The 22,880-nt window shown below is 73.2% G+C and carries 12 protein-coding genes; 7 read left to right on the top strand and 5 right to left on the bottom strand.

What is annotated here, in order from left to right:
• Positions 1–122 precede the first annotated feature (122 nt).
• The 4 genes from ACFV2X_RS12375 (at position 123) to ACFV2X_RS12360 (ending at position 9,828) form a co-directional block, all read left to right on the top strand.
• A complete protein-coding gene (locus tag ACFV2X_RS12375; RefSeq protein WP_385614853.1) occupies positions 123–3,041 on the top strand; it encodes an AAA family ATPase in 2,919 nt (972 codons plus the stop codon).
• Between the two features lie 59 nt (positions 3,042–3,100).
• Entirely contained in the window at positions 3,101–5,920 is a 2,820-nt protein-coding gene (locus ACFV2X_RS12370) for an AAA family ATPase (protein ID WP_385614851.1), read from the top strand.
• Entirely contained in the window at positions 5,910–8,762 is a 2,853-nt protein-coding gene (locus ACFV2X_RS12365) for an ATP-binding protein (protein WP_385614848.1), read from the top strand. Before ACFV2X_RS12370 ends, ACFV2X_RS12365 begins: the two co-directional genes overlap by 11 nt.
• A 412-nt stretch (positions 8,763–9,174) precedes the next feature.
• Positions 9,175–9,828, top strand: a complete 654-nt coding sequence (locus ACFV2X_RS12360; protein WP_385614846.1) for a LuxR C-terminal-related transcriptional regulator — start codon at positions 9,175–9,177, stop codon at positions 9,826–9,828.
• A 70-nt stretch (positions 9,829–9,898) separates the two neighbouring features.
• Here the strand turns inward: ACFV2X_RS12360 and ACFV2X_RS12355 are convergent, their stop codons facing one another.
• Positions 9,899–10,696, bottom strand: a complete 798-nt coding sequence (locus tag ACFV2X_RS12355) for a peptidoglycan-binding domain-containing protein (protein WP_385614844.1) — start codon at positions 10,694–10,696, stop codon at positions 9,899–9,901.
• Positions 10,697–10,856: 160 nt separating this feature from the next.
• On the opposite strand from ACFV2X_RS12355, the gene ACFV2X_RS12350 reads away from it, so the two are divergent.
• Positions 10,857–12,095, top strand: a complete 1,239-nt coding sequence (locus tag ACFV2X_RS12350; protein ID WP_385614841.1) for an FAD-dependent oxidoreductase — start codon at positions 10,857–10,859, stop codon at positions 12,093–12,095.
• 44 nt (positions 12,096–12,139) lie between these two features.
• Here the strand turns inward: ACFV2X_RS12350 and ACFV2X_RS12345 are convergent, their stop codons facing one another.
• A complete protein-coding gene (locus ACFV2X_RS12345) occupies positions 12,140–12,514 on the bottom strand; it encodes an RNA-binding S4 domain-containing protein (RefSeq protein ID WP_385614839.1) in 375 nt (124 codons plus the stop codon).
• A gap of 85 nt (positions 12,515–12,599) precedes the next feature.
• Between ACFV2X_RS12345 and lpdA the strand changes: the two genes are divergently transcribed.
• Both lpdA and ACFV2X_RS12335 read left to right on the top strand, forming a co-directional pair.
• On the top strand, positions 12,600–14,012 hold the full coding sequence (gene lpdA, locus ACFV2X_RS12340) for a dihydrolipoyl dehydrogenase (protein WP_385614836.1): 1,413 nt from the start codon (positions 12,600–12,602) through the stop codon (positions 14,010–14,012).
• A 73-nt stretch (positions 14,013–14,085) separates the two neighbouring features.
• Positions 14,086–16,638, top strand: coding sequence for a SpoIIE family protein phosphatase (locus ACFV2X_RS12335; protein WP_385614834.1), 2,553 nt, complete (start codon positions 14,086–14,088; stop codon positions 16,636–16,638).
• 6 nt (positions 16,639–16,644) lie between these two features.
• Here the strand turns inward: ACFV2X_RS12335 and ACFV2X_RS12330 are convergent, their stop codons facing one another.
• From ACFV2X_RS12330 to ACFV2X_RS12320, 3 genes are all read right to left on the bottom strand, one after another.
• Positions 16,645–19,254: a hypothetical protein gene (locus ACFV2X_RS12330; RefSeq protein WP_385614832.1), complete on the bottom strand. Its 2,610-nt coding sequence runs from the start codon at positions 19,252–19,254 to the stop codon at positions 16,645–16,647.
• 70 nt (positions 19,255–19,324) lie between these two features.
• Positions 19,325–21,085 (bottom strand): AAA family ATPase, encoded by a 1,761-nt coding sequence (locus tag ACFV2X_RS12325; RefSeq protein ID WP_385615069.1) that lies wholly within the window; start codon positions 21,083–21,085, stop codon positions 19,325–19,327.
• 139 nt (positions 21,086–21,224) lie between these two features.
• Complete coding sequence (locus tag ACFV2X_RS12320; RefSeq protein WP_385614830.1) at positions 21,225–22,694, bottom strand: hypothetical protein; 1,470 nt, start codon at positions 22,692–22,694, stop codon at positions 21,225–21,227.
• Between the last annotated feature and the right edge of the window lie 186 nt (positions 22,695–22,880).

Raw genomic sequence — 22,880 nt, 5'->3', positions numbered from 1 at the left:
CATCACCAATCACTGTCGTATTGGTTGATCACCTTTGTATCACTCGTGTAGTCTCACCATCGCAGTGAGTAGCACACTTTCCGGCTTATCGCAGCGAGTTGGGGCGTGAGGGAGCTACTGTGATGGACCGGACCGACAACTCCTGGTTACCAGGCACCTTAATCGGGCGCGCCGATGAACTGGCGGCGCTGAGTGATCATGCCGAGGCGGCGCGCTCCGGGCGCGCCGGTCTTGTGATCCTCTCCGGCCCGGCCGGTATCGGCAAGACGACTTTGCTGCACGCCTTTGTGAACGGCGGGGCGTGCCAGGGCATGACGGTGCTCCATGGCCGGTGCGGCGAGGTCGTGACCAACGCGGGCTACGGCGGCGTACGGGCCCTGTTCGGCAGCTTGGGGCTCACCGAGTCCGGGGACGAAGGCGTTCACGAGTCCCCGCTGCTGAAGGGCAGCGCCGGCCGTGCGCTGCCCGCCCTGCGGCCCGCCCCGGCCGAGGAGGAGCCGGGTACGGCCGCGACCGTCTATCCCGTGCTCCACGGGCTCTACTGGCTCACGGTCAACCTGACGGCGCGCGGCCCGCTGGTGCTGGTCCTGGACGACGCCCACTGGTGCGACGAGCGGTCGCTGCGCTGGATCGACTTCCTGCTGCGCCGCGCGGACGATCTGCCGCTGCTGGTGGTGCTGGCCCAGCGCACCGAGGCCGAACCGGCCGCCCCAGGCGCGCTCGCGGATATCGCGGCCCAGTCCCGCTCCACGGCGATCCGTCTGGAGCCGCTGACCGACGACGGGGTCGGGGAGATGGTCGGGCGGGTCTTCCCGACACCCGACCATGTCCTCGACACCGCCTTCGTCGAGCGCGCCGCCGCCGTCTCCGGGGGCAACCCCCTGATGCTGGCCAAGCTGCTCAGCGAACTGCGGTCCATGGGGGCTTCGCCGGACGAGAAGAGCCTGGGTGCGGTCGCCGAAGTGGGCCAGGGCGTGGTCGCGCTTTCCGTACGCGCTCTGATGGGCCGGCTGGCCCCCTGGGTGCGCGATGTGGCCACCGCGATCGCGGTGCTCGGCGAGGAGGACGGGGAGCACGTCGGGGCGCTGGCCGGGGTACCCGTCGCGCTGGTGGAGGAGGCGGTGGCGGTGTTGCGGGGCGCCGAGGTGGTGGCCCCCGACCGGGTGGACCTGGCGCATGACGTGGTGCGCTCGGCGGTGCTCGACTCGTCCGCGACCGAGGAGCTGGGCGAGCTGCGGGCCAGGGCGGCCCTGTTGCTCAGCGACGCGGGGCGGCCCGCCGAGGAGGTCGCGGGCCAGCTTCTGCTGGTGCCCGTGGTGGACCAGCCCTGGATGCGGCGGGTCCTGCGGGAGGCGGCGGCGGGGGCGGAGACCCGGGGCGCCCCCGAGGCGGCGATCCGCTATCTGTACCGGGTCCTGGAGGCGGAGCCGCACAGCGTGTCGGCGCGCGCCCAACTGGCCAGATCGCTGGCGGAGATCAACCCGCCCGAGGCCATCGCGCTGCTGGCGGAGGCGCTGGCGCTGGCCGAGGACGTACGGGTGAAGGCCACCCTCGCCGTGCAGTTCGGGTTCGTCTGCCTGACCGTGCAGCAGGCGCCCGCCGCCGTACGGGTGCTCGGCGAGGTCCTGGACGCGCTGGAGGCCGAGCTGGGGGCCGACCCCGACCCGGCGGACCGCGAACTGCGCGCCCTCGTCCAGTCGGTGCTGCTGATCACCGGGTGCGACGAGAAGGCGACGATCGCCGCCGTCCGCGGCCGTTTCGCGCGGACGGCCGCCCCCGCCGGGGACACCCCGGCGCAGCGCCAGACGCTGGCCATGATGAGCGTGCTGACGGCGATGGACGGGCGCTCGGCGGAACGGGCGGTGCGTCAGGCCCGGCGTGCGCAGCGGGTGTCGGACGCCGCGACCGGCACCCTGCCGCTGATCTTCTCCGCGTTTACCCTCGGCCTCGCCGACGACGCCCAGGGCTCGCTGGAGGCGCTGGACCTTTCGCTGCGCTACAGCCAGGAGAACGCGGCGGTGTGGACGTATGTGCTCGGTCTTTCCACCCGTTCCGTGATGCTGCACACGATGGGCGAGATCCCCGACGCCCTGGCCGACGCCCAGACGGCGGTGGAGATCATCGCTGATGAGCGGTGGAGCGGCAATGTGACCATGCCGCAGACGGCGCTGGCCACCGCGCTCGTCGACCGCGGTGATCCGGAGCGGGCCGAGGCGCTGCTTGAGCGGATCGCCCGGCCGAACCTGGACGGCTTCGTGATGGAGTACCACTGGTATCTGATGGCGCGGGCGCGGGCCCGGTGGGCGCTGGGCGACAGCGAGACCGCGCTCGGCCTGTTCCTCGACTGTGGCAGGTCCCTGGAGGAGACGGGGATCACCAACCCGGCGTTCGCGCCCTGGTGGGCCGAGGCGGCCTGTCTGCTCGCGGACCTCAAACGCCCCGAGGAGGCCGGGGATCTCGTCGAGTGGGGCGCCGGGCTGGCCCGCCGCTGGGGGACCTCCCGTGCGCTGGGGCTGGCCGCGCTCGCCCGGGGGGTGACCACCCAGGGGCGTCCGGGTGTCGAACTGCTCGCCGAGTCGGTCGAGTTGCTGTCCCGGTCGCCCGCCCGGGCCGAGCACGCCCGGGCCGAGTATCTGCTGGGCGGGGCGCTGCTGGAGGCGGACGACGCGCGCGGTGCCCGGGAGCATCTGCGGACCGCCGCCGACCTCGCCTGGCGCTGCGGGGCGCTCGCGCTCGCCCGGGAGGCCCGGCGGCGGCTGGTGGCCTCCGGCGGGCGGATGCGGGAGATCACCACCTCGCCGGTCGATCTGCTGACCGGTATGGAGCGTACGGTCGCCAATCTCGCCGCGGCCGGGGCGGGCAACCGCGAGATAGCGGAGTCGCTGTTCGTCACGGTGCGCACCGTGGAGATGCATCTGACCGGCGTCTACCGCAAGTTGAGCGTCAGCCAGCGCGCCGAGCTCGGCGCCGCGCTGCGCTCCCCGACCGCCCCGGGCACCCAGGCGCCCGCCTGGGTCTCCGCGTCCCGCGGCAGGCGCTGAGCGGTGAGCCCCGTCGTCCGGGTTCACCCCGACTATAAACGCGGTGTATAGTGCGCGCCATGCACCCCCCCGGCCTCCCGCTCCTCGGGCGCGAACCTGAACAAGAGGTTCTGGCCGAGGCCGTCAGCGGCCTGGCCGCGCGGCGCCCGGCGGTGGTCACCCTCAGCGGTACGGCGGGCTTCGGGCAGAACGCGCTGCTGCGGTGGGCGGCCGGGCTCGCCGAGGACCGCGGTCTGCGCGTGCTGCGCGCCCGGGGCACCCCCGGCGAGAGCGATCTGCCGTACGCGGCGGTGACCCAACTGCTGGGCCTGCCCGCCAACACCGCGCCCGCCGACACCACATCCGCCGACACCGTGTCCACCGATGCCGTATCCGAGGGCCCGTCCGGGCGCGACGGGCCGTTCCCGGGCCTGGCCGAGTTGCTGCGATCGGCGTGCGACCGGCCGACGCTGCTGGCCGTGGCGGATCTGCAGTGGCTGGACCCCGATTCGCTGCACTGGCTCCAGGCGCTGGTGCGGCGGCTGCCCGGGGCGCCGATCGTGGTGCTGGCCGGCGCCATCGGTCCCGTATCGCTGACCGATGCCCTCTCGGGGCCCATTGCAGGTTCCCCGCTGTCGCTCGTCGGTTCCCCGCTGCCGTTCGCCGTGTCCCGGTTGGCGCTACCGCCGCTGGGCCCCGCCCAGGTCGCCGCCGCGGTGACCCTGGTGTGCGGCGGCCAGGGGCAGGACCGGTTCACCGCGGTGGCGGCCGAGACCACCGGGGGCAACCCGACGGTGCTCCACGACGCGCTGCGCCGCTTCGCCGACACCGGACATGAACCGGCCGACGACCGGGTGCCCCAACTGCGCGCGATCGCGGCCGCCGCCACCGCCGATCACGCCACCCGCACGCTGCGCGGTCTGCCCGCCCCGGCGGTCGCGGCGCTGCGCGCCCTCGCCGTCTGCGGCGACCTGCTGGACTTCCCCCTCGTCCGCACGCTCGCCCGGCCGCGCCCGGAGTACGAGGCGGGGCTGCGCGAGACGCTGGAGGCGACCGGGCTCACCGCACCAGGCCCCGGCGCGGCGCTGCGGCTGACCGGCCCGGAGGTGCGGGCCCGGGTGCTGGAGGAGATGCCCGCCGACGAGCGGGCCGACTTGTACGCGCGCGCGGCGGAACTCGCCCACCGGGCCGCCGTGGACGACGCGGACATCGCCCGGCTGCTGCTCACCGCCCGCCCGATCGGGGCGCCCTGGGCCGTCCACGTACTGCGCCGCGCCGGCGCCGCCGCGCTGCGCGCCGCCGACCACGGCCGGGCGGTCGCCTGCCTGGCCCGCGCGCTGGAGGAGCCGCTGGACCGCGAGCAGCGGACCTGGCTGAGCCTTCGGCTGGCCGCGGCCGAGGTGCTGGAGGCACCGGAGGCCGGGGACCGACGGTTCGCCGAGATCCTTCGGTCACCGGGCGCGGAGCTCGCCGCGGCACGGCTGCGCGCCGCGGACCTGGCGCTGGCCCGCGGCGGCTCCGATGTCGTACGCCGGGCGCTGACGGAGGCGCTGCCCGCCGCGCGGGGCGGTGAACGCAGCGCCCTGACCGCCCTGTTCTGGCTCGCCGAACTGGGCCGCCACGATGACACCGACCTGCTGCTGCACGAGGTCCCCCCGCTCCCCGCCCACCCGTCCTCACCCGCCCAGGCCGGGGCGCGCGCCTGGCAGCTGGCCCTGCTCGGCGAGGACCTGCTCACCACCAGAGCGCTGGCTCGCAGCGCCTTCGCCGGCCCCGCCGACGAGGGCGGGCTGCTGCTGCCCCGGCTGGCGGCGTGCCGGGCGCTGTGCCTGGCAGACGAGACGGACGAGGCCGGGCTGCGGCTGGACGAGCTGCTCACCGAGGCCCGGCGCGGCCATGCCCGCGCCGCCGCCTCGCTGGTACTGACCGGGCGCGGCGATATGAACCTGCGCCGGGGCAGGCCCGATCTCGCCGAGCGCGATGTCGCCGCCGCCGAGCGCGCCCTGCCGCACACCCATCTGCACCCCCTCTACGCCCCCTACGCGCGGGCCGTACGGATCCTCGTCGCGCTGGAGAGCGGCGACCGCAGGCAGACCGCGGCGCTCATGGCCCTGCCCGACCCCGACGCGTCGTGGAACACCATGGCGGGGGCCCATCTGCTGTTCGCCAGGGCCCTGGTGGACATCGCCGACGGCAAACCGGCCGAAGCGATCGATCTGCTGCTCGCCGCCGGCCGACGGCTGCTGCGCCTCCAGTACGTCAACCCGGCCCTGCTGCCCTGGCGTTCCATGGCCGCCCGGGCCTGCCATGCGCTCGGCCACGACCAGGAGGCACACCGGCTCAGCCGCGAAGAGCTCGCGCTGGCCCGGCGCTGGGGCGCGCCGAGCGCCATCGGCTGGGCCGAACTGGGCATCGGACGGGTGGTCCGCGACGGACGGGCCGCCAGACTGCGCGAGGCCGTGCGTACCCTCCAGGCCACCCCCGCCAACATGGCCTACATCGGGGCGCTGATGGAGCTGGCCACCGTGGAGCTGGACGCGGGGCGGCGGCGGGCCGCGGAGCCCCTGATCGCCGAGGTGTCCCGGCTCACCTCGGCCCAGCCCGACAGCAGACCGGCCGCGCGGGCGCGCGCACTCGCCCAGCGGCTGGGCCGGCTGCCGTCGGCCGCGGTCCGCGGACTGCACCCCGCCTGGGCCGCGCTGTCCGACGTCGAGCGGCGCACCGCCACCCTCGCGGGCCTCGGACACGGCAACCGGGACATCGCCGACATGCTCTCGGTCACCACCCGCACGGTGGAGCTGCGGCTGAGCGGGGCGTACAAGAAGCTGCGGATCAGCGGCCGGGCCGAACTGCGCGAGATGGTGCGCTCGATGGAGGGCTACGACACGGATGTTGCATGAGCGGGGCGCCGAACTGGCCCAGATCTCCGGTGCGTTACGGACCGCCCGCGAGGGCGGGCCGTCCCTCGTCCTGCTGACCGGCCCGCTCGGCATCGGCCGGTCCGCGCTGCTCCAGCGACTGGCCGCGCGAGCCGTGAACGAGGCCGCGGACGTGCGGGTGCTGCGCGCCAACGCCGCGCCGGTGGAACAGGACTTCGCCTTCGGCGTGGTGCGCCAGCTGTTCGACAGCCTGCTCGCGGGCGCCACCGGGGAGCTGAGCGAACGCTGGACGCGCGAGAGCGCGTGCTTCGCCAACCTGGCCCTCGCCGATGAGGACATGCCCGCCGGTGACCGCCCCGCCGTCGCCGGTGACCGCCCCACCGCCGCCTACGAACCGGCCCTCAGCGGCCTGCTTTCACTGCTGGAAAGCGTCAGCGCCGACGGCCCGCTGCTGATCCTGGTCGACGACCTCCAATGGGTGGACACCCCATCGCTGCGCTGGCTGGCCTACCTGGCCAAGCGGCTGCGGGGGCTGCGCGCCGTCGTGGTGTGCACCCTGCGCGACGGGGAACCCCGCGCCCGGCACCCCCTGCTGAGCGAGGTCGTCGAGGCCGCGACACACCGGCTGCGCCCCCGCCCGCTGTCGTCCGCGGGCACCGCGGCGCTGATCCGCGACCACTTCGGCGAGCCGGGCGACGAGGAGTTCATCCGGGCCTGTCACGAGACCTGCGCCGGCAGCCCGTTGTCGCTGACCGCTGTGCTGCTGGACCTGGCGGCCGCCGGTCACCGGCCGACCGCCGACCGGGCCGGCGCGGTCCGCGCGGCGCGCCCCGCGGACCTGCGCGAGCGGCTGGCCAGGAGCGTACGTCTGCAGCCTGAGCCGGTACGCCGGCTGGCCGCCGCGATCGCGGCCCTCGGCGAACCGGGCGACCCCGCGCTCGTCCCCCGGCTGGCCGGCCTGGACCCGATCGACTACGCGGCGGCGCTGCGCGACCTGCACGCACTGGGGCTGGCCGCCGACGAGCGGGAGCCGCGGTTCGTCCACCCCGTCGTGGCGGACGCCGTCCAGTCGTCGCTGTCCGTCGCGGAACGGGAGTGGCTGCACGATCACGCGGCGGAGCTGCTGTACCGCGCCGGGCGCTCCGACGAACAGGTCGCCGCCCAGCTGATGGCGGGCGTCACCTCCCGCCACGCCTGGTCGGTCGGCGTGCTGCGGGCCGCCGCGGACGTCGCGCTGCGCCGGGGCGCCCCCGAGGTCGCCGTACGCTATCTGCGGCGCGCCCTGCTGGACGCCTCCCTGGCGGGTGAGGGCCGGTCGCGGCTGCTGATCGACCTGGCCACCGCGGAGCGCGGCCTCGACCCGGTGGCGTGCGAACGCCATATCTCCCAGGCGATCCCGCTGCTCCCCACGCCCGGCCACCGGGCCGCCGCGGCGCTGCGGCTCACCCCGGCCGTCATGGGCCTGCTGCGGCCCTCCGCCGTCGATCTGCTGCGGCAGGTCGCCGACGAGCTCGGCCCGCCGGACGCGCTGGGGGGAGCGGCGCGCGAGATGGCCCTGCGGCTGGAGGCGCGGCTGCGCCAGAGCGGCATCGACGATCCGGCGGAGCTGACCTCGGCGGTGGAGCGGCTGTACGGGATGGGGGAGGAGCCGCCGACGGCCACGGCCGCCGAGCGCGAACTGGTGGCGGTGCTGGTCAGCGCCGCCACACTCACCTGCAGACTGCCCGCGGACGAGGTCACCCGGCTGGCGATGCGCCTTCTGGAGCGCGAACCGGTCGCGTCGGCGCGGGTGTACTCCGCGCTGCCGCTGGCCACCGTCGCGCTGGTCGCCGCCGACTCCGTGGACGCCGTCGGCTCCTGGCTGTCCGTCGAGCAGCGGATCGGCCGGTCGCGCGCTGACGTCACGGTCGGCACCATCGCCGATGGGTTCGGCCACCTCGAGCAGGCGATGGTGCTCATGGCGCGCGGCCGGCCGACCCTGGCCCACGCCCATGCCGATCGCGCCCTGCGGCTGTCCGACGCTCACTGGCAGGAACTCGGCCTCGCGGCCACCATCGCGCTCGTCCGTACGGCCCTGGAGATCGGCGACCCCGCGCTGAGCGAGCGGGTGCTGGACGAGGCATCGCGGCGCAGCTCCTCCTGTCTGCCCCTGGCGGTGGCGGTGCAGTTCCTCGGCGCGTCCGTGGACGCCCACCGCGGCCGCTGGGCCGCCGCCGTGGAGACCCTGATGGCCTGCGGCCGCCGGCTGGAGTCGGCGGGCTGGCGCAACCCGGTGCTGTTCCCCTGGCGGCTGCGCGCGGCCGGCCTGTACCAGCGTCTTGGCGACCCCCGCTCGGCGCTCGCGCTCGCCGAAGAGGACCGGTTGCGGGCCGAGGAGTGGGGCGCCCCGGTCGCCATGGGCCGGGCACTGCGGCTCAAGGGCATGCTGCTGGGCGGCGAGTCGGGCGAGGACCTGCTGCGCGAGGCGGTCGGCGTGCTGCGCGGCTCGGCCAACGAACTCGAACTGGCCCGCGCCCTGCTGCAGCTGGGCGGGCGCCTCGAAGGCCGTCCGGAGGCCGAGGACCTGCTGCGGGAGGCGGCGGCGCTGGCCGCCGCATGCGAGGCGCCGTGGCTGGTCGAACGGGCCCGCCGCGGCGGCGGGGACGGCACCGTCCGGCTGGAGGACGCGCTGACCCGCACCGAGCGGCGGGTGGTGACCCTGGCCGGCCGGGGACTCACCAATTCAGAGATCGCCGGAGAGCTGGGCGTCACATCCCGTGCTATCGAGAAGCACTTGACGAATTCTTATCGCAAGCTGAACGTATCCGGGCGGCGTGAACTCATCGCCGCCCTGCCGCGGCTGCAGGCGGTCAAAGGAAGTTAACGCCGCTAATGCTCCGCCGCTCGCCGTGACGCCGCCCTGGCTCCCAGGGGCTCGCGCGGCGCCCCCGCACCCGGGGTACGGGGACTGCGCCCCCGTATCCGGCGCGGCGCTCGCCATGTCTCGGGGAGGCAACCTCCTTACCAGGTCAGGGCGTTGAGATATGGTTCGATGTGCCCGGCGGCGACACCGAACCGAACCACCGAAACCGTGGCCCGCGGACCGAACCATCGGCCGTACGCACCACAGGATTTGCGGCGCGCCGTCAGTGGACGTTGACTCGCCCGTCCGGGGCTACCTAGTCTCCGAACTGGAATAACAAATTGCACGACCAGCATTTCGTTCCCGTGATTTCCGGGGAACGGATCCCTGAAGGGACGGCAGGCCATTGGCGATTCCCGCGCCCGCAGACACAGTGATATCCCACGACGCAGGACGTGATCAGCTCGAGTACGCCGATCTCCTCGGGCAATTCGACCAGCCAGGTGCGTGTATGGCCCGCCTCGACCCCAACCTGCTCGTCCAGCAGGCGAATCAGGAGTTCTTCCGGCAGTTCGGAGGCTCCTCCGCGGATGTGTGCGGCCGCGCCTTCTGCGATCTGGCCCACCCCAGCCTGCGACAGCCGCTCCGGCATCAGCTCGGCCGGCTCGTCGACGGCACCCGCCGCCGGTTCGCCACCCATGTCGTAGCCTTCGCGGCCGAGGGCGCGCCGTTCACCAGCGCGCTCACGGCCGTCCCGGTGCGCGGGGAGACCTCCCGCGTCGCCTCGATCCTGGTCGTGATGCGCTCCGCGGCGGGCTTCGAGGACGCGGACGTCGTCACCCCGCACAAGAAGGTCCTCACCGAGATCGAGGCCCGCATCCTGGAAGGCATCGCCGCCGGGGTCTCGACCGTCCCGCTGGCGTCCCGGCTCTACCTCAGCCGCCAGGGGGTCGAGTACCACGTGACGCGGTTACTCCGGAAGCTGCGGGTCCCCAACCGGGCCGCCCTCGTCTCCCGCGCCTACTCCATGGGGGTGCTCGAAGTGGGCTCCTGGCCCCCGAAGGTCGTCCAGGACTTCGTCAAGTGATCGCTCGTCCGCACCGCGCGCGACGCCACCCGGCCGCCGTGCGGTGAGCGCTCCCGGCGCGGCCGGGTGTTCAGGTGCCGGACTCCAGGTCGCGCGTACGGGACTCCAGATCGCGCCGGGTGTCGTCGCCGTACACCCCGTCCTCGTCGCCGCGGATTCCGTACCACAGCTGGAAGCGGGCCACGGCGGAGGCGAGGCTCTGGTCGTACTGGCCGTTGACCGAACCGCCCGCGTACACGTCCGGGATCCGCAGCAGCCGGGACTGGAGCTCGGAGACCTCGGGACCGCTGTCCCCCAGGGACAGCACCGCGCCCTGGGCCTCGCCCTGGCCCCCCTGGCCGTCGCCGCTCGGCGCGGCGGAGGCGGTGGGCGCGGCGGGGGCCGACGTACGGCCGGACGGGGTGCCGCTCCCCGGATCCGGCTGCGCCGCGGTGGATCCGTCGGCGCCGGGGATGGATCCGTCGGCGCCGGGGATGAGCAGCACGAGCGCGAGCGCGAGGCCCGCCCCGACCGCCCCCGCGGCGGCCAGGGCGGCGGGTCGCGACCGGCGCCAGAACGGCGGCGCGGCGGGGGCGGCGTGCGCGGCGGAAGAGTCAGTCGAGCCTGTTGAGCCGTCCGGGGCCGCGGAGGCCGACGCCTCGGTGGCCGTCCGCGGACCGAGGTCGAACTCCTCGGTGTCCGCGTCGCCGAGGTCGTACGTGCGGGGCGGCGTCCCCGCGACCAGCGGGCGGAAGAGGTCAAGGTCCTCCATCCAGCCGTCGACCGGCGGGCCGCCCTCCCGGTCGGACTTCGCAACCGCACGGAAGATCCGGGTCGGCTCGATCACCTGCCGCCCGGTGGGCCGTTCGGGATCGGTTCCGGCAGCCATACAGACCTCCTCTTGCGCCGCGCCGTCAGGACCGGCAGGGCCGGCAGGACCATCGAGAGGACATACGGACGGGAGGCCCGGGGGACTCAACCGGAGACGTCTTTGTCGGCCGCGCCATGCCCACGGATACCGTGGCCTGGAGTCGAAGGGAGCAAAGACGATGGAACGCACGACGTGTTGTGTGGTGGGCGGCGGGCCGGCCGGGATGGTGCTCGGGCTGCTGCTGGCGCGCGCCGGGGTGGAGGTCACGGTCCTGGAGAAGCACGGTGACTTCTTGCGTGACTTCCGCGGCGACACCGTGCATCCGAGCACGCTGTCGCTCCTGGACGAACTCGGCCTCGCCGAGCGGTTCGCCGCGCTGCCGCAGCGTCATGTGCACACCATCCAGCTGCCCATCGGCCCGGGCCGCTCGCTGTTCACCGTGGGCGACATCGGCGCGCTGCCGGTCAAGTACAACTACGTCGCGATGGTGCCGCAGTGGGATCTGCTGAATCTGCTGGCCGACGAGGGCGCGCGGGAGCCCTCCTTCCGGCTGCGGATGAACACCGAGGCGACTTCCTTCCTCATGGAGCGCGGCCGGGTCGCGGGGGTGCGCTACCGCACCGCGGACGGGAGCACCGGTGAGCTGCGGGCCCAGCTGACCGTGGCCTGCGACGGCCGGGGATCGCTGGCCAGGCGGCTGCCGGAGCTGGGGCTGCGGGAGTTCCCGTGCCCGATGGACGCCTGGTGGTTCCGGGTGCCACGGCACGAGGGCGACCCGCGGGGTCTGGTGGGGAACGCCGGTGACCGCTTTCTGACCGCGATGATCGACCGCGGGGAGTACTGGCAGTGCGCCGCGCTGATCCCCAAGGGCACCGACGCGGCCCGGCGCGCGGCCGGTCTTGACCGGTTCATGGCCGAGTTCGCGGCGGCCGCCCCATGGCTGGCGGACCGCGCCCATGCCCTGCGGTCCTGGGACGAGGTGAAGCTGCTCGACGTACGTCTTGACCGGCTCCGGCGCTGGCACCGCCCCGGGCTGCTGTGCATCGGGGACGCGGCACACGCGATGTCGCCGGTGTTCGGGATCGGTATCAACCTCGCCGTCCAGGACGCCGTGGCCGCCGCCCGCATCCTCGCCGGGCCGCTCGCGGAGGGCGGGGGCGGGGTCGGGCTGCGGGAGGTGCGCGAGGTGCAGCGCCGCAGATGGCCGACCGCCGCGGCGACGCAGACGCTGCAGCGGATCGCCCACGCCCGGGTCATCGAGCCGGTGCTGGCCGGCCGCACCCTGCTCGGCGACGGGTCCCGGCCGCCCGGGATGGTGCGGGTGCTGAACGCGGCGCCCTGGCTGAAGCGGGCCCCTGCGTACTTCCTGGCGTACGGCGCACAGCGCGAGCACCCGCCCGCCGCCGCCCTGCGCTGAAACGGTTCGGCACGCATGGCGCTGAGCGGCGGTGGCCGGGCCGCTCAGTGGCCGCGCAGCCGCTCCATATCGCGCCGGTCGCGCTTCGTCGGGCGACCTGTGCCGCGGTCGCGATGGCCGACGGCGGCCAGCTCCTCGCGCGGCGGTGGGGGAGGGGAGTTGTCGATGAAGCACTCGGCCGCGACGGCCGCCCCGACCCGCTTGCGCACCAGGCGTTTCACCACGACGATCCGTTCGCGCCCGGCGTGGAAGAGCCGCACCTCGTCCCCGGGCCGCACGGCGTGGGCGGCCTTGACGCGCTCCCCGTTGACGCGGACGTGGCCGCCGCGGCAGGCCGTGGCGGCCAGCGACCGCGTCTTCGTCAGCCGTACGGACCAGATCCAGCTGTCGACCCGCACCGGCGCGTTGTCTGAAGCCATGCCTGAAGCCATGTCCTGACTCTATCGGCTCCGTCCAGAGCGGTACGTCCTGCTATATCCGGAATTGCTGTCTAAGGTGCGACGCATGAGCGCACACTTTGACGTCGTGGTCCTGGGGGCGGGCTCGGGCGGCTATGTCGCGGCGATCCGCGCCGCGCAACTCGGTCTGTCCGTCGCCATCGTGGAGGAGCGGTTCTGGGGAGGGGTGTGCCTGAACATCGGCTGTATCCCCTCCAAGGCCCTGCTGCGCAACGCCGAGCTGGTCCATCTGTTCACCAAGGAGGCCCAGACCTTCGGCATCCGGGTGGACGGGCAGGTGATCCTGGACTACCAGGCCGCCTACGAGCGCAGCCGCAAGGTCGCCGACGGGCGCGTCAGGGGGGTCCACTACCTGATGAAGAAGAACGAGATCCCGCAGTACGACGGCCGGGGCACCTTCACGGACGACCATACGCTGCGGATCGACCTGACCGCCGGGGGAACGGAGACCCTCACCTTCGGCCACTGTGTGATCGCCACGGGCGCGGTCACCAATCTGCTGCCCGGCACCTCGCTCAGCGAGCGGGTGGTGACGTACGAGGAGCAGATCCTCAGCCCGGAGCTGCCCGAGAGCGTGATCATCGCCGGGGCCGGCGCCATCGGCGTCGAGTTCGCGTACATCATGCGCAGCTACGGGGTGCGGGTGACGCTGGTGGAGTTCCTGGACCGGATCGTCCCGCTGGAGGACGAGGAGGTCTCCGCGGAACTCGCGCGCCGCTACCGCAGGCTCGGCATCGATGTGCTCACCTCCACCCGGGTCGAGGCGATCAACGACGCGGGCCCCTCGGTGAAGGTCATGGTGACCACGGGTGGCCAGCGGCAGACGCTGCAGGCCCAGGCGGTGCTGCAGGCGATCGGCTTCCGGCCCCGGGTCACCGGCTACGGTCTTGAGAACACCGGCGTCCGTCTGACTGGAACTGCCGGCGGCGGTGGCGCCATCGCCGTCGACGCGTACTGCCGCACCAGCGTGCCGCATATCTTCGCGGTCGGGGACGTCACCGCGCAGCTGATGCTCGCCCATGCGGCCGAGGCGATGGGCGTGGTCGCCGCCGAGACGATCGCGGGCGCGGAGACCATGGCGCTGGAGTACGTGATGATTCCGCGGGCGACCTTCTGTCAGCCCCAGATCGCCAGCTTCGGCTGGACCGAGGCCCAGGCCCGGGAGCTGGGCTTCGATGTCCGGGTGGCGAAGTTCCCGTTCACCGCGAACGGGAAGGCGCAGGGTCTGGGGGATCCGGCCGGCTTTGTGAAGCTGATCGGGGACGGCCGCCACGGCGAGTTGCTGGGTGGCCATCTGATCGGCCCTGAGGTCACCGAGCTGCTGCCGGAGCTGACGCTGGCGCAGCGCTGGGATCTGACCGCCCACGAGGTGGCGCGCAATGTCCATGCCCATCCCACCCTCTCCGAGGCGGTGAAGGAGGCCGTGCACGGCCTCGCCGGGCACATGATCAATATGTGAGCCGCGGCCGGGGCAGGCCCTGGTCACGCCGTCAGCGGCGGTGCAAATGCCCTAAACATGCTAAAAAGGCCAGATGAAGGTGGGTTCGGCGCTACGCTCCCGCAGTGTCGCCGGACAGGCGTTCGCCCTGCTGCTGGCGATCATGGCGCTGCTCGTGGTCTCCGCGGGCGTCGCGCTGGTCCTACAGGCCCGAAACAGCGGCGAGAACCAGGCCCGGGGCCGCTCGCTCGCCGTCGCCCACTCCTTCGCCCGCGCCCCGGGAGTCCTCGCCGCCCTGAAGTCCCATGACCCCAGCGCGACGCTCCAGCCCTTCGCCCAGCAGGTCAGACGGGACGCCGGCGTGGACTACATCGTGGTGACGAGCCCGAGCGGCATCCGCTACACCCACCCCAACCCCCGCGAGATCGGCAAGCACGTCGACCGCCCCCTCTACCCGGCCACGGTGGGCCGCGCCTTCACCGACAAGGTCCCGGCCGTGAGCCTCGCCGCCCCCTCCATCCGCGCGGCCGTCCCGGTCACCGACGCCCGCGGCAAGGTGATCGCCATCGTCAACGCCGGGGTCACGATCCCGAGCGCACGCAGCTCGGTCGACCGCCAGCTGCCCGTCGTACTGGGATCCCTGGGCCTGGCCCTCGGGCTCGGCGCGGGCGGGGCCGCGCTGGTGAGCCGGTGGCTGCGGCTCCAGACCCGCGGCCTCGGGCCCGCCGAGATCGCCCGGATGTACGAGCACCACGACGCCGTGCTCCGCGCCCTACGGGAAGGGGTGCTGATCGTCGACGGGGAGGGAAGGCTGCTGCTCGCCAACGACGAGGCGCGCAGGCTCCTGACCCTGCCGCCGGACGCCCAGGGGAAGCAGGTGACCGACGTGGGCCTGCCGCCGGACACCGCCGCCCTGTTCGCCTCGGGCCGGCCGGCCACCGATGAGATCCACGAGGTGGGGGAGCGGCTGCTGTGTGTCAGCCAGCGCCCCGCCTGCCGGCGCGGACAGCCCTGGGGCAGCGTCGCCACCCTGCGCGACACCACCGAGCTACGGCTCCTGACGGACAAGGCCGACCGGGCGCGGGAGCGCCTGGCGCTGCTGTACGACGCCGGCGTCGAGGTCGGCACCACGCTCGACATGGTGCACACCGCCCAGGAGCTGGCCCAGGTCGCCGTGGAGCGCTTCGCCGACGTCGTCACCGTCGACCTGTTGGAGTCGGTCCTGCGCGGCGAGGAGCCCGACCTCACCGACACCCGGATGCACCGCGTCGCGATCAGCGGCACACAGGGGGACTCCGCACGACACCTGGTGGGCGAGCCGATCGGCTCGGTGACCGTCCCGCTCACCGCGCGCGGCGTCATCCTTGGCCGGGCCGAGTTCTGGCGCTCGGCGCGCGCGGCGCCCTTCGAGGACGACGATCTCACCCTCGCCGAGGAGCTGGTCAGCCAGGCGGCCGCGTACATCGACAACGCCCGCCGCACCAGGCGCGAGCACGCCACCGCACTGGCGCTGCAGCAGAGCCTGCTGCCCCGCGAGCTGCCCGAGCACGAGGCCGTCGAGGTCGCCCACCGCTATGTGCCCGGGCACGGCGGGGTGGGCGGGGACTGGTTCGACGTCATTCCGCTGTCCGGGGCCCGTATCGCCTTTGTCGTCGGCGATGTCGTCGGCCACGGTCTGCACGCCGCCGCCACCATGGGCCGGCTGCGCACCGCCGTGCACAACTTCTCCTCGCTCGACCTGCCTCCGGACGAGCTGCTGAGCGCCCTCGACGAGGTGGTGGAGCACCTGGACCAGGAGGAGGCCATCGCGGACGGCGCGTCCCCCGGCGCCGGGGTCGCGGGCGCCACCTGTCTGTACGCGATCTACGACCCGGTCGTCCGGCGCTGCTCCCTGGCGCGGGCCGGCCACCCGCCGCCCGCCCTGGTGCGCCCGGACGGCGCGGCGACCGTGCTGGACCTGCCCGCCGGGCCACCGCTGGGCCTGGGCGGGCTGCCCTTCGAGGCCGCCGAGGTCGACCTCCCCGACGGCAGCCGCCTGGTGCTGTACACCAACGGGATCCTCCAGGTCGGCGGCGTCGATGTCGACACCGGTCTCGACCGGCTGCTCGGTGCGCTGGCGCGCGCCGACCCCGACCCCGAGCGCACCTGCCGGACGGTGATGGAGGCCCTGCCGCCGAGCCACCCCACCGACGACATGGCGCTGCTCGTCGCCGGTGCCACCGGTCTGGCCGAGGACCACATCGCGTCCTGGGACCTTCCGTCGGACCCCGCGGTCGTCGCCGATATGCGGGCCGCCGTGGACCGGACCCTCGCGGACTGGGGCCTGGAGGAGGCGGCCTTCACCACCGAGCTGGTGGTCAGCGAACTGCTCGGCAACGCCATCCGCCACGCCTCCGGCCCCATCCGGCTGCGCCTGCTCCGCGACCGGGCCCTGATCTGCGAGGTCGCCGACGGCAGCACCACCGCACCGCATCTGCGGCGGGCCGCCAGCACCGACGAGGGCGGGCGGGGGCTGTTCCTGGTGGCCCAGATGGTCGACCGCTGGGGCACCCGCTACACCAGAAGCGGCAAGGTCATCTGGACCGAGCAGACGCTGCCCTTCGAGCCCTCCGCGGCGTCCCTCTCCTCCGTGTTCGCCCTCAGCTGATCACCCTTAGCTGATCACCGCCGCCGTGGTGGCCAGCAGCTCCGGGAGGGTGCCGGTGAACTCGGGCATCAGCCGCATGGCCACCGCCCAGCCTTCCGGATCCTTGCCGAGATGGGCGGCGATCAGATCCACGGCCTCCTGGCGGACCCGGCACAGCTGCTCATCCATGCCGTCCGGGGACTCCTGGGGGCGGTTCGACGCGTACTTCGCCAGGTAGGTCGCGGCCACGCGGGCCGGCCGCGCCTCGTGGAGGATCTCCGACAGGGTCAGCTGCTCGTAGGACACCGCCGTGTTCAGCCAGTCCTGCTGGATGTACGCGGGCAGCTGGTGGTGGCGCAGCAGCTCCAGGGCGGTGGGGCGCGGGCCGGTGAGCCGGTGCGGATGGGCAGGGTGCCCCTGGCGCATCTCAGCGAGCCGCCAGTCGGGGCGCAGCTCCTCCGGGAAGTCGTCCCGCTTGGCCAGCTCGACCAGCAGCGGGTCCGGCAGCGGATCGCGGCCGTGCTCGGCCAGCAGCTCCGGCCACGGGAGGTCCGGGCCGGTCTCCTCGGACAGCCGCTCCAGCGCCGCGGCGAGCTGATCGCGCCGCCCCTCGGCCGCGCCGCGCAGATGCCCCGCCTGGCTTGCGGGCGACTGTGCATGCGCGAGCCGGTCGCGCAGCTCGGCCAGGCAGTCCGGCGCCTCGAGCGCGGCTCGGACGATCTTCTGGGTGGCCGCCGGCAGCGGGTGCTTCTTGCTTCGCCGCTCGGGGAACTCGGTCTCGTCCAGCAGCGCGCGCACCTCCTCGGCGCCGCGCCGCTCGCACAGCCGCACCAGCAGGAGCAGCTGTCCGGCGAGCGTATGCAGTTTGATCTTGCCGAGCAGGATGCGGGCCAGCCGCGGATCGCCGGCCTCGACGATCGGCAGGAGCCAGTGGCGGCGCCCGCTGTTCCGCAGCTCGATGAACACCTCCTCGGTGAGCGGCAGTGGCCCCTCACCGCTGTCGGGACGGCTGCGCCGGCCGGACAGGATCTGCCGGCGCTGCTTGGGGGTCAGCGGGGTGTTGATGTACAGCTTGGCGTTGATCTCGGGGTCGTCGTGGAGCAGCAGCTCCCCGATGATGTCCTCGGGCAGCTCCCAGCTGGAGGCGAGGCCGGCCAGCACGGACACCCCGTGCAGCGCGATGAAGCGGTCGCGCAGGGCGGCCGAGGGCTGGTGGTGGACCAGCAGATGCTGGATGGTGCGCTGGTCCAGATGTTCCGCGAGCGCCAGCTGGACGTCCTCGGTGGCCAGCTGGTACAGCTGCAGGAACACCGCCCGGGCGCCCTCTGGCGCGCTCACCGGGTACTCGGGGGCCAGCGGCCGGGGCCAGGGCTTGTTCCGGTGCTTGGCCGTCTGCTCGCGGGCCGCGGCGACCAGCTCCGTGGGTGTTCCGGCGAAGCGGGGCATCAGCGAGTACATGGCGCGCCAGGTGGCGAAGTCCTCGCCCAGCTCGGCCACCAGGCCGGTCAGCGCTTCGCGGACCGAATCCTCCGCGTACGGCAGCGAGCCCAGCACCGTACGGGCGGGCTTGATCTCGGTCAGCACCCGTTCGATCGGATAGACCTCCTCCTGGAAGCCCCGGCGCAGCAGCTTGGACAGGTCGAAACGGGAGTAGGAGTCGCTCCAGTCGGGGACCGTCAGCAGTCGCCACGGCAGCGGGGAGGTGTCGGGGAGATGGCGGGGGGCCTTCTTGTAGGCCTCCAGCACAAGCTCTTCCGAGCAGTCCTGGCTGGCCGCCAGGACGAGAAGCGCGCCGTTCGGCAGGGGGTCGCGCTGGTGCTCGGCCAGCAGCAGATCCCAGTCCGCGCCGTCCAGCGGGACATAGTCGCGCGCCCATGTCACCTCGCGCAGCCGGGCCACCAGCTCCGGCCCGGACAGGGCCGGGGCCTTCGCCGTAGGGGCGGGGGCGGAGTCGGCGGGGGCGGTGTCGGCGGGGGCCTCGGCGTCCTGGGGGACCGAGGCGGTCTCCAGCACCGCCGCCGGGTCCGGCGCGGCCACCGCCCGGCGCACCAGCTCCGCCACCGCCGGGCGCAGCACGGGCAGTTCGGCGAGCTCGGCGAGCTCGGTCACACCGCCGTAGGTGAGTACGGCCCGGCAGGCCGCCAACTGTTCGTTCGCGTCCGCTTTGTAGCCGACGGACTTCAGGGCGTGGCGCACGACGCGGGGGAAGGGCGCGCGCAGCGCCGGGCGGAGCTCGTCCGGACCGCTGGTGTTCAGCAGATACTCCACCAGCCCGTCCGGCTCATGCCAGTCGGGGTCGTCCAGATTCCGCTTCGCGCCCTCCAACACCGCGGCGCGCAGTTTCCGGCGGTCGCCGTACCCCCGGTAGAGCCGTGGGCCCAGCGCTGTGTAGCCCAGCGCGGCAAGGCGCAGCAGCACCGGTTCGCGCTCGTGCGTCAGCGGGCACCCGGACAGAGCCCAGATCATTTCGCCGTCGCCGGTGGCGAACATCTCGTCCACCAGATAGTCGGGCAGCGGTTCCCGCCCGGCCACCAGTGCCATGGCCTCCTCGCGCAGCCGGGCCATCAGGTCCGGGGCGAGTGCGGGGCCGGCCAGCCGGAACGTGGCCGAGAGCAGGGAATCGTCGAGGGTCGCCACGCCGGGTGTTCTCCGATCGTCGAGAAGAGTGCAGGGGGAGCAAGAAGGGGGAGGGGCGGGAAGAGGAGGCTCAGGGGGTCGCGGACAACTCGGCCATCCTGGACAGCGCGCCGATCCAGAACCGCTGCCGCTCCGGGGTCTGCCCCACCAGATGGGCGGCGCGCAGCTTCGGCGGCATATGGCGCAACAGTCGCGCGACCACCTCGGCATGGCGCTTCAGCTGCGAGACCTCAGCGTTGGCGAACACCTGGTGCACCAGGTCGGTGTCATTGGTGCCCTCGGACGAGCTCTCACAGGCCGCGGCCAGCCTGGCCTCCCACTCCGCCACATCGCGCGCCAACTCCTTCAGTCCGATGACCTTCTGCCCCAGGCTCTCCGACAGCCGCGCCTCGAGCTGGGACAGCGGCACCGGGGCGTACTCCCCGTCGCCGAGGTAGATCAGCCCGGTCTCCAACGGCTGCCCGGCCAGATGCAGCTTGATCAGCCGCTCCAGGGTCCGCTTGGTGATCCACTCCCGGCCCTCGTCGTCGATATCGCTCTTCCACCACTCCAGCGCCGTCTCGGCCACCTCGCCATAGGTGTCGATCAGCCACTGATTGGCCGGGATGTCCTGCGGGCTCGCCTCGTAGCTGACCGTGAAACGGCTGGCCTGCGCCACGTTGTTGCTGCTGACCAGCAGTTTGCGGCCGAGGTGGTACGGCGGGTTCTGCAGCGCTATCTGGGCGCACAGCCCCGGAATCGGCCGGCCGGCCAGCGACCACTCCTGGGTGATCTCCATCAGCTTGGCGAAGGTGGCCTTGTCCTTGGGCCGGTTGTACTCGTCCCAGACGATCACCTTGGACTCGGGCCCCATGAGCGAGCGGCTGAGCAACGTGTCCAAGGTGCCGTCGGGCGTCGGGATCGGCACACACAGGTCCTCGACATTGGTCACCGGCAGCGAGAAATAGACCGGGTCGCGCCCCGTCTCCTCCCGGACCACCGCCTTGGTGATCTCCGTCTTGCCGCAGCCGGGCGGGCCCTGGAGCAGCACGGACCAGTTCTCCCGGACGGCGGTGCGCAAAATGGCGCGCACCGGATCCGCGATCGTCGCCGGGTTCGGGCAGCCGACGGCCGCCGCGATGCCGTCCAGGATCTCCGCCGTGCGGTCGGGGCCCGGCTTGCCGTCCGACTTCATATCGCGCAGGCGCAGCCGCTGACCGCCGACCAGCGGCAGCGCCCAGGACAAGGGAAACCCGGCGCGGGCGCAGTCCAGCACATGCTGGAGGGTGCGCGGCGACAGCAGCGAGCGCAGCCGCGGGGTCAGCCCGGCCCAGAGCCGGAACACCTCGGTCAGGTCCCAGTTTTCGTAGCGCTCGGCCAGGTTCTGCCGCCAGGCGGTGTCATTGGCGGTCACCCGCAGGGTGACCATGCGGTCCAGCACGGCCAGATCGCTGCGCCGGGCGCTGGTCTCGGCCAGTGACTCGTTGTCGGCGAGGAAGACGCCGACGCAGCCGAGCTTGCGCAGATCGTGCTCGCCGAGCGTCCAGTTGCAGGCGATCTGCATCAGCTGGGACTGAATGGTCTCGCCGGCCTGCAGCGAGTCGTCGATCAGCAGCACAAAGGGCTTACCGGGGGTGAGCTGACGCATGATCAGCTGGGTGAGGACCAGCTCACCGCTGTGCTCGTCCCGCACCGGAGCGTTGACCAGCAGATCGTCCGGGGTCAGATTGGCCGCCGGGACCAGGATCACCTCGGTGCCGGGGTGCGCCTCGGGGACGTAGGAGAGAAACGTCGACGTCTTGCCGATGCCGTGCTCGCCGAAGACCTGCCCGGTCTGCCCCATGGCGATCATCGCGCTGATGAACTGCTCCAGACGGGCGCCGCTGCCCGGCCCGGTCCGCCGCGCCGTCTTCTGCGTGCTGCTCACAGTGGTCTGTTCCCTCGTTGTGTGTCTGTCGATGTCCGAAACGGCTCGCCGGCGAGCCCGGCCGTCAGCTGTCACCGGTGACCACCCGGTGGCAGGCCATCGGCGGATCGTGCCGCTCCGGCCAGTCGTCCCCGCCGTCCGTGATCAGCCAGATCCACCGGTCGGGGTGGGCCGGGGTGACCTTGGGCGCATAGCCGTCGGTGACCATGATCACCGCGTCGGCGCGCTCCTCGAACCGCCGCCCGTTCACCTCGAGTCGGCCCTCGACATAGTCGACGACCAGCTGGAAGTTCGTCCCGCCGCCGCCGAGCACCCGCTCCCCGGGGACAAAGGGCATCACGGCGCCGTCGAAGCTCAGCCAGTGGCTCTCCACCCCGTCGGTCCGGCCCACCAGCGAGGTGATCCAGTCGACCACCTGCTGCGGCATCGAACCCGAGGTGTCCAGCGCGACCACCACCACCTTGGTGCGCTCCGCGCCCCGCCGGGAGAGCGTCGGGTCATGGCCCAGCGCCAGCAGCACGGCCCCCTGCTTCTTCGGATAGACCAGCCGCTCGCCCTCGCGCAGCTTGGAGGCCAGCACATCGGAGAGCCAGCGCCGCCACCACTCCACCCGCCGGGTCCGCGGGGTCTCACCGCGCAGCGCGGCCAGGCCCATCCGGCCCCACATGCGCTCCAGTCGTTTGCCGCCCCCGGCGGTGCGGTCCGCCAGGGCCAGCATCTCCTCCCGGGCGATGCCCTCGCCGCGCAGCGCCGCCCGCATCGCCTCGCTCAAGGTGGCGTCGACGATGGAGGACAGCGTCTCCTCGTCCATCGGCAGGCCGCGGCCCGCCCCTTGGCCCTGCTCGGCCCCGGCCAACCGCATATGGATGCACACCGCGGGCGGTACGGGCGGCCGGCGCATCCGCTTGAGCTCCCCGTACACCCCCAGGTCGGTGTCGACGAAATCCCGGTAGGACAGCGGCGTCAGGCCCTGCTCGGACAGATCGGCCACATACTGCCGGTGCACCTCGCGCGGGTCGACGCCCACCGGCTCGCGGCGGGTGCCCCCGAGGCCGTCCGGCACCTCCTGGGCGGGCAGCTCCGTACGCCCGAGACGGACCATGGCCACATGGTTGATCGCCACCTCGGCGGCCAACTCGAAGACCGGGTCGGCGCGCAGCTCCTCGTCCACGTACAGATGGCGGTGGATCAGATGGCGCGCCTCGTGGAACAGCACGAACCGCACTCCGCTCGGCCCGATCCGGACGAAAAACTCCGGGTTGTAGAGCAGCAGGCAGCTACCGTCGCCCACGGCCACCACCGCCGCGGTGTCCACCGCCGCGGTGGCGATCTGATGGTGGCACTTGGCGTACAGCCACGACCCCACCACGCTGTCCTTGACCCCGAAGTCCAGCAGCGCCGCCTCCTTGAGCCGACGGCCCTCCTCCGTCACCGCCGGATCCGCCACCTGACACTCCAGCAGCGCCCGGCGGTCGCGCAGGTCGATCACCCCCCGCGCCGCGGCATGCCGGCTCTCCCCCGTCACCCGTGCCACTGGCCCCCCATTTGTCCCGCACTGTTCCCGCATGCCGCTTTTCCGCATGCCGCGTTCCGGCGCGACCCTGCACGGCCCCGCTGCCAAGAACGTTATCCACCGGGTCTGACAGCGCCGCCCCGGGTTCGCCGCCCCGGGTTCGCCGCCCCGGGTTCGCCGCCCCGGGTCCGCCGCCCCGGGTCCGCC

Source organism: Streptomyces sp. NPDC059679 (assembly GCF_042734105.1).
Classification (GTDB): domain Bacteria; phylum Actinomycetota; class Actinomycetes; order Streptomycetales; family Streptomycetaceae; genus Streptomyces.
This window is presented reverse-complemented; position numbering and strand designations above follow the sequence as displayed.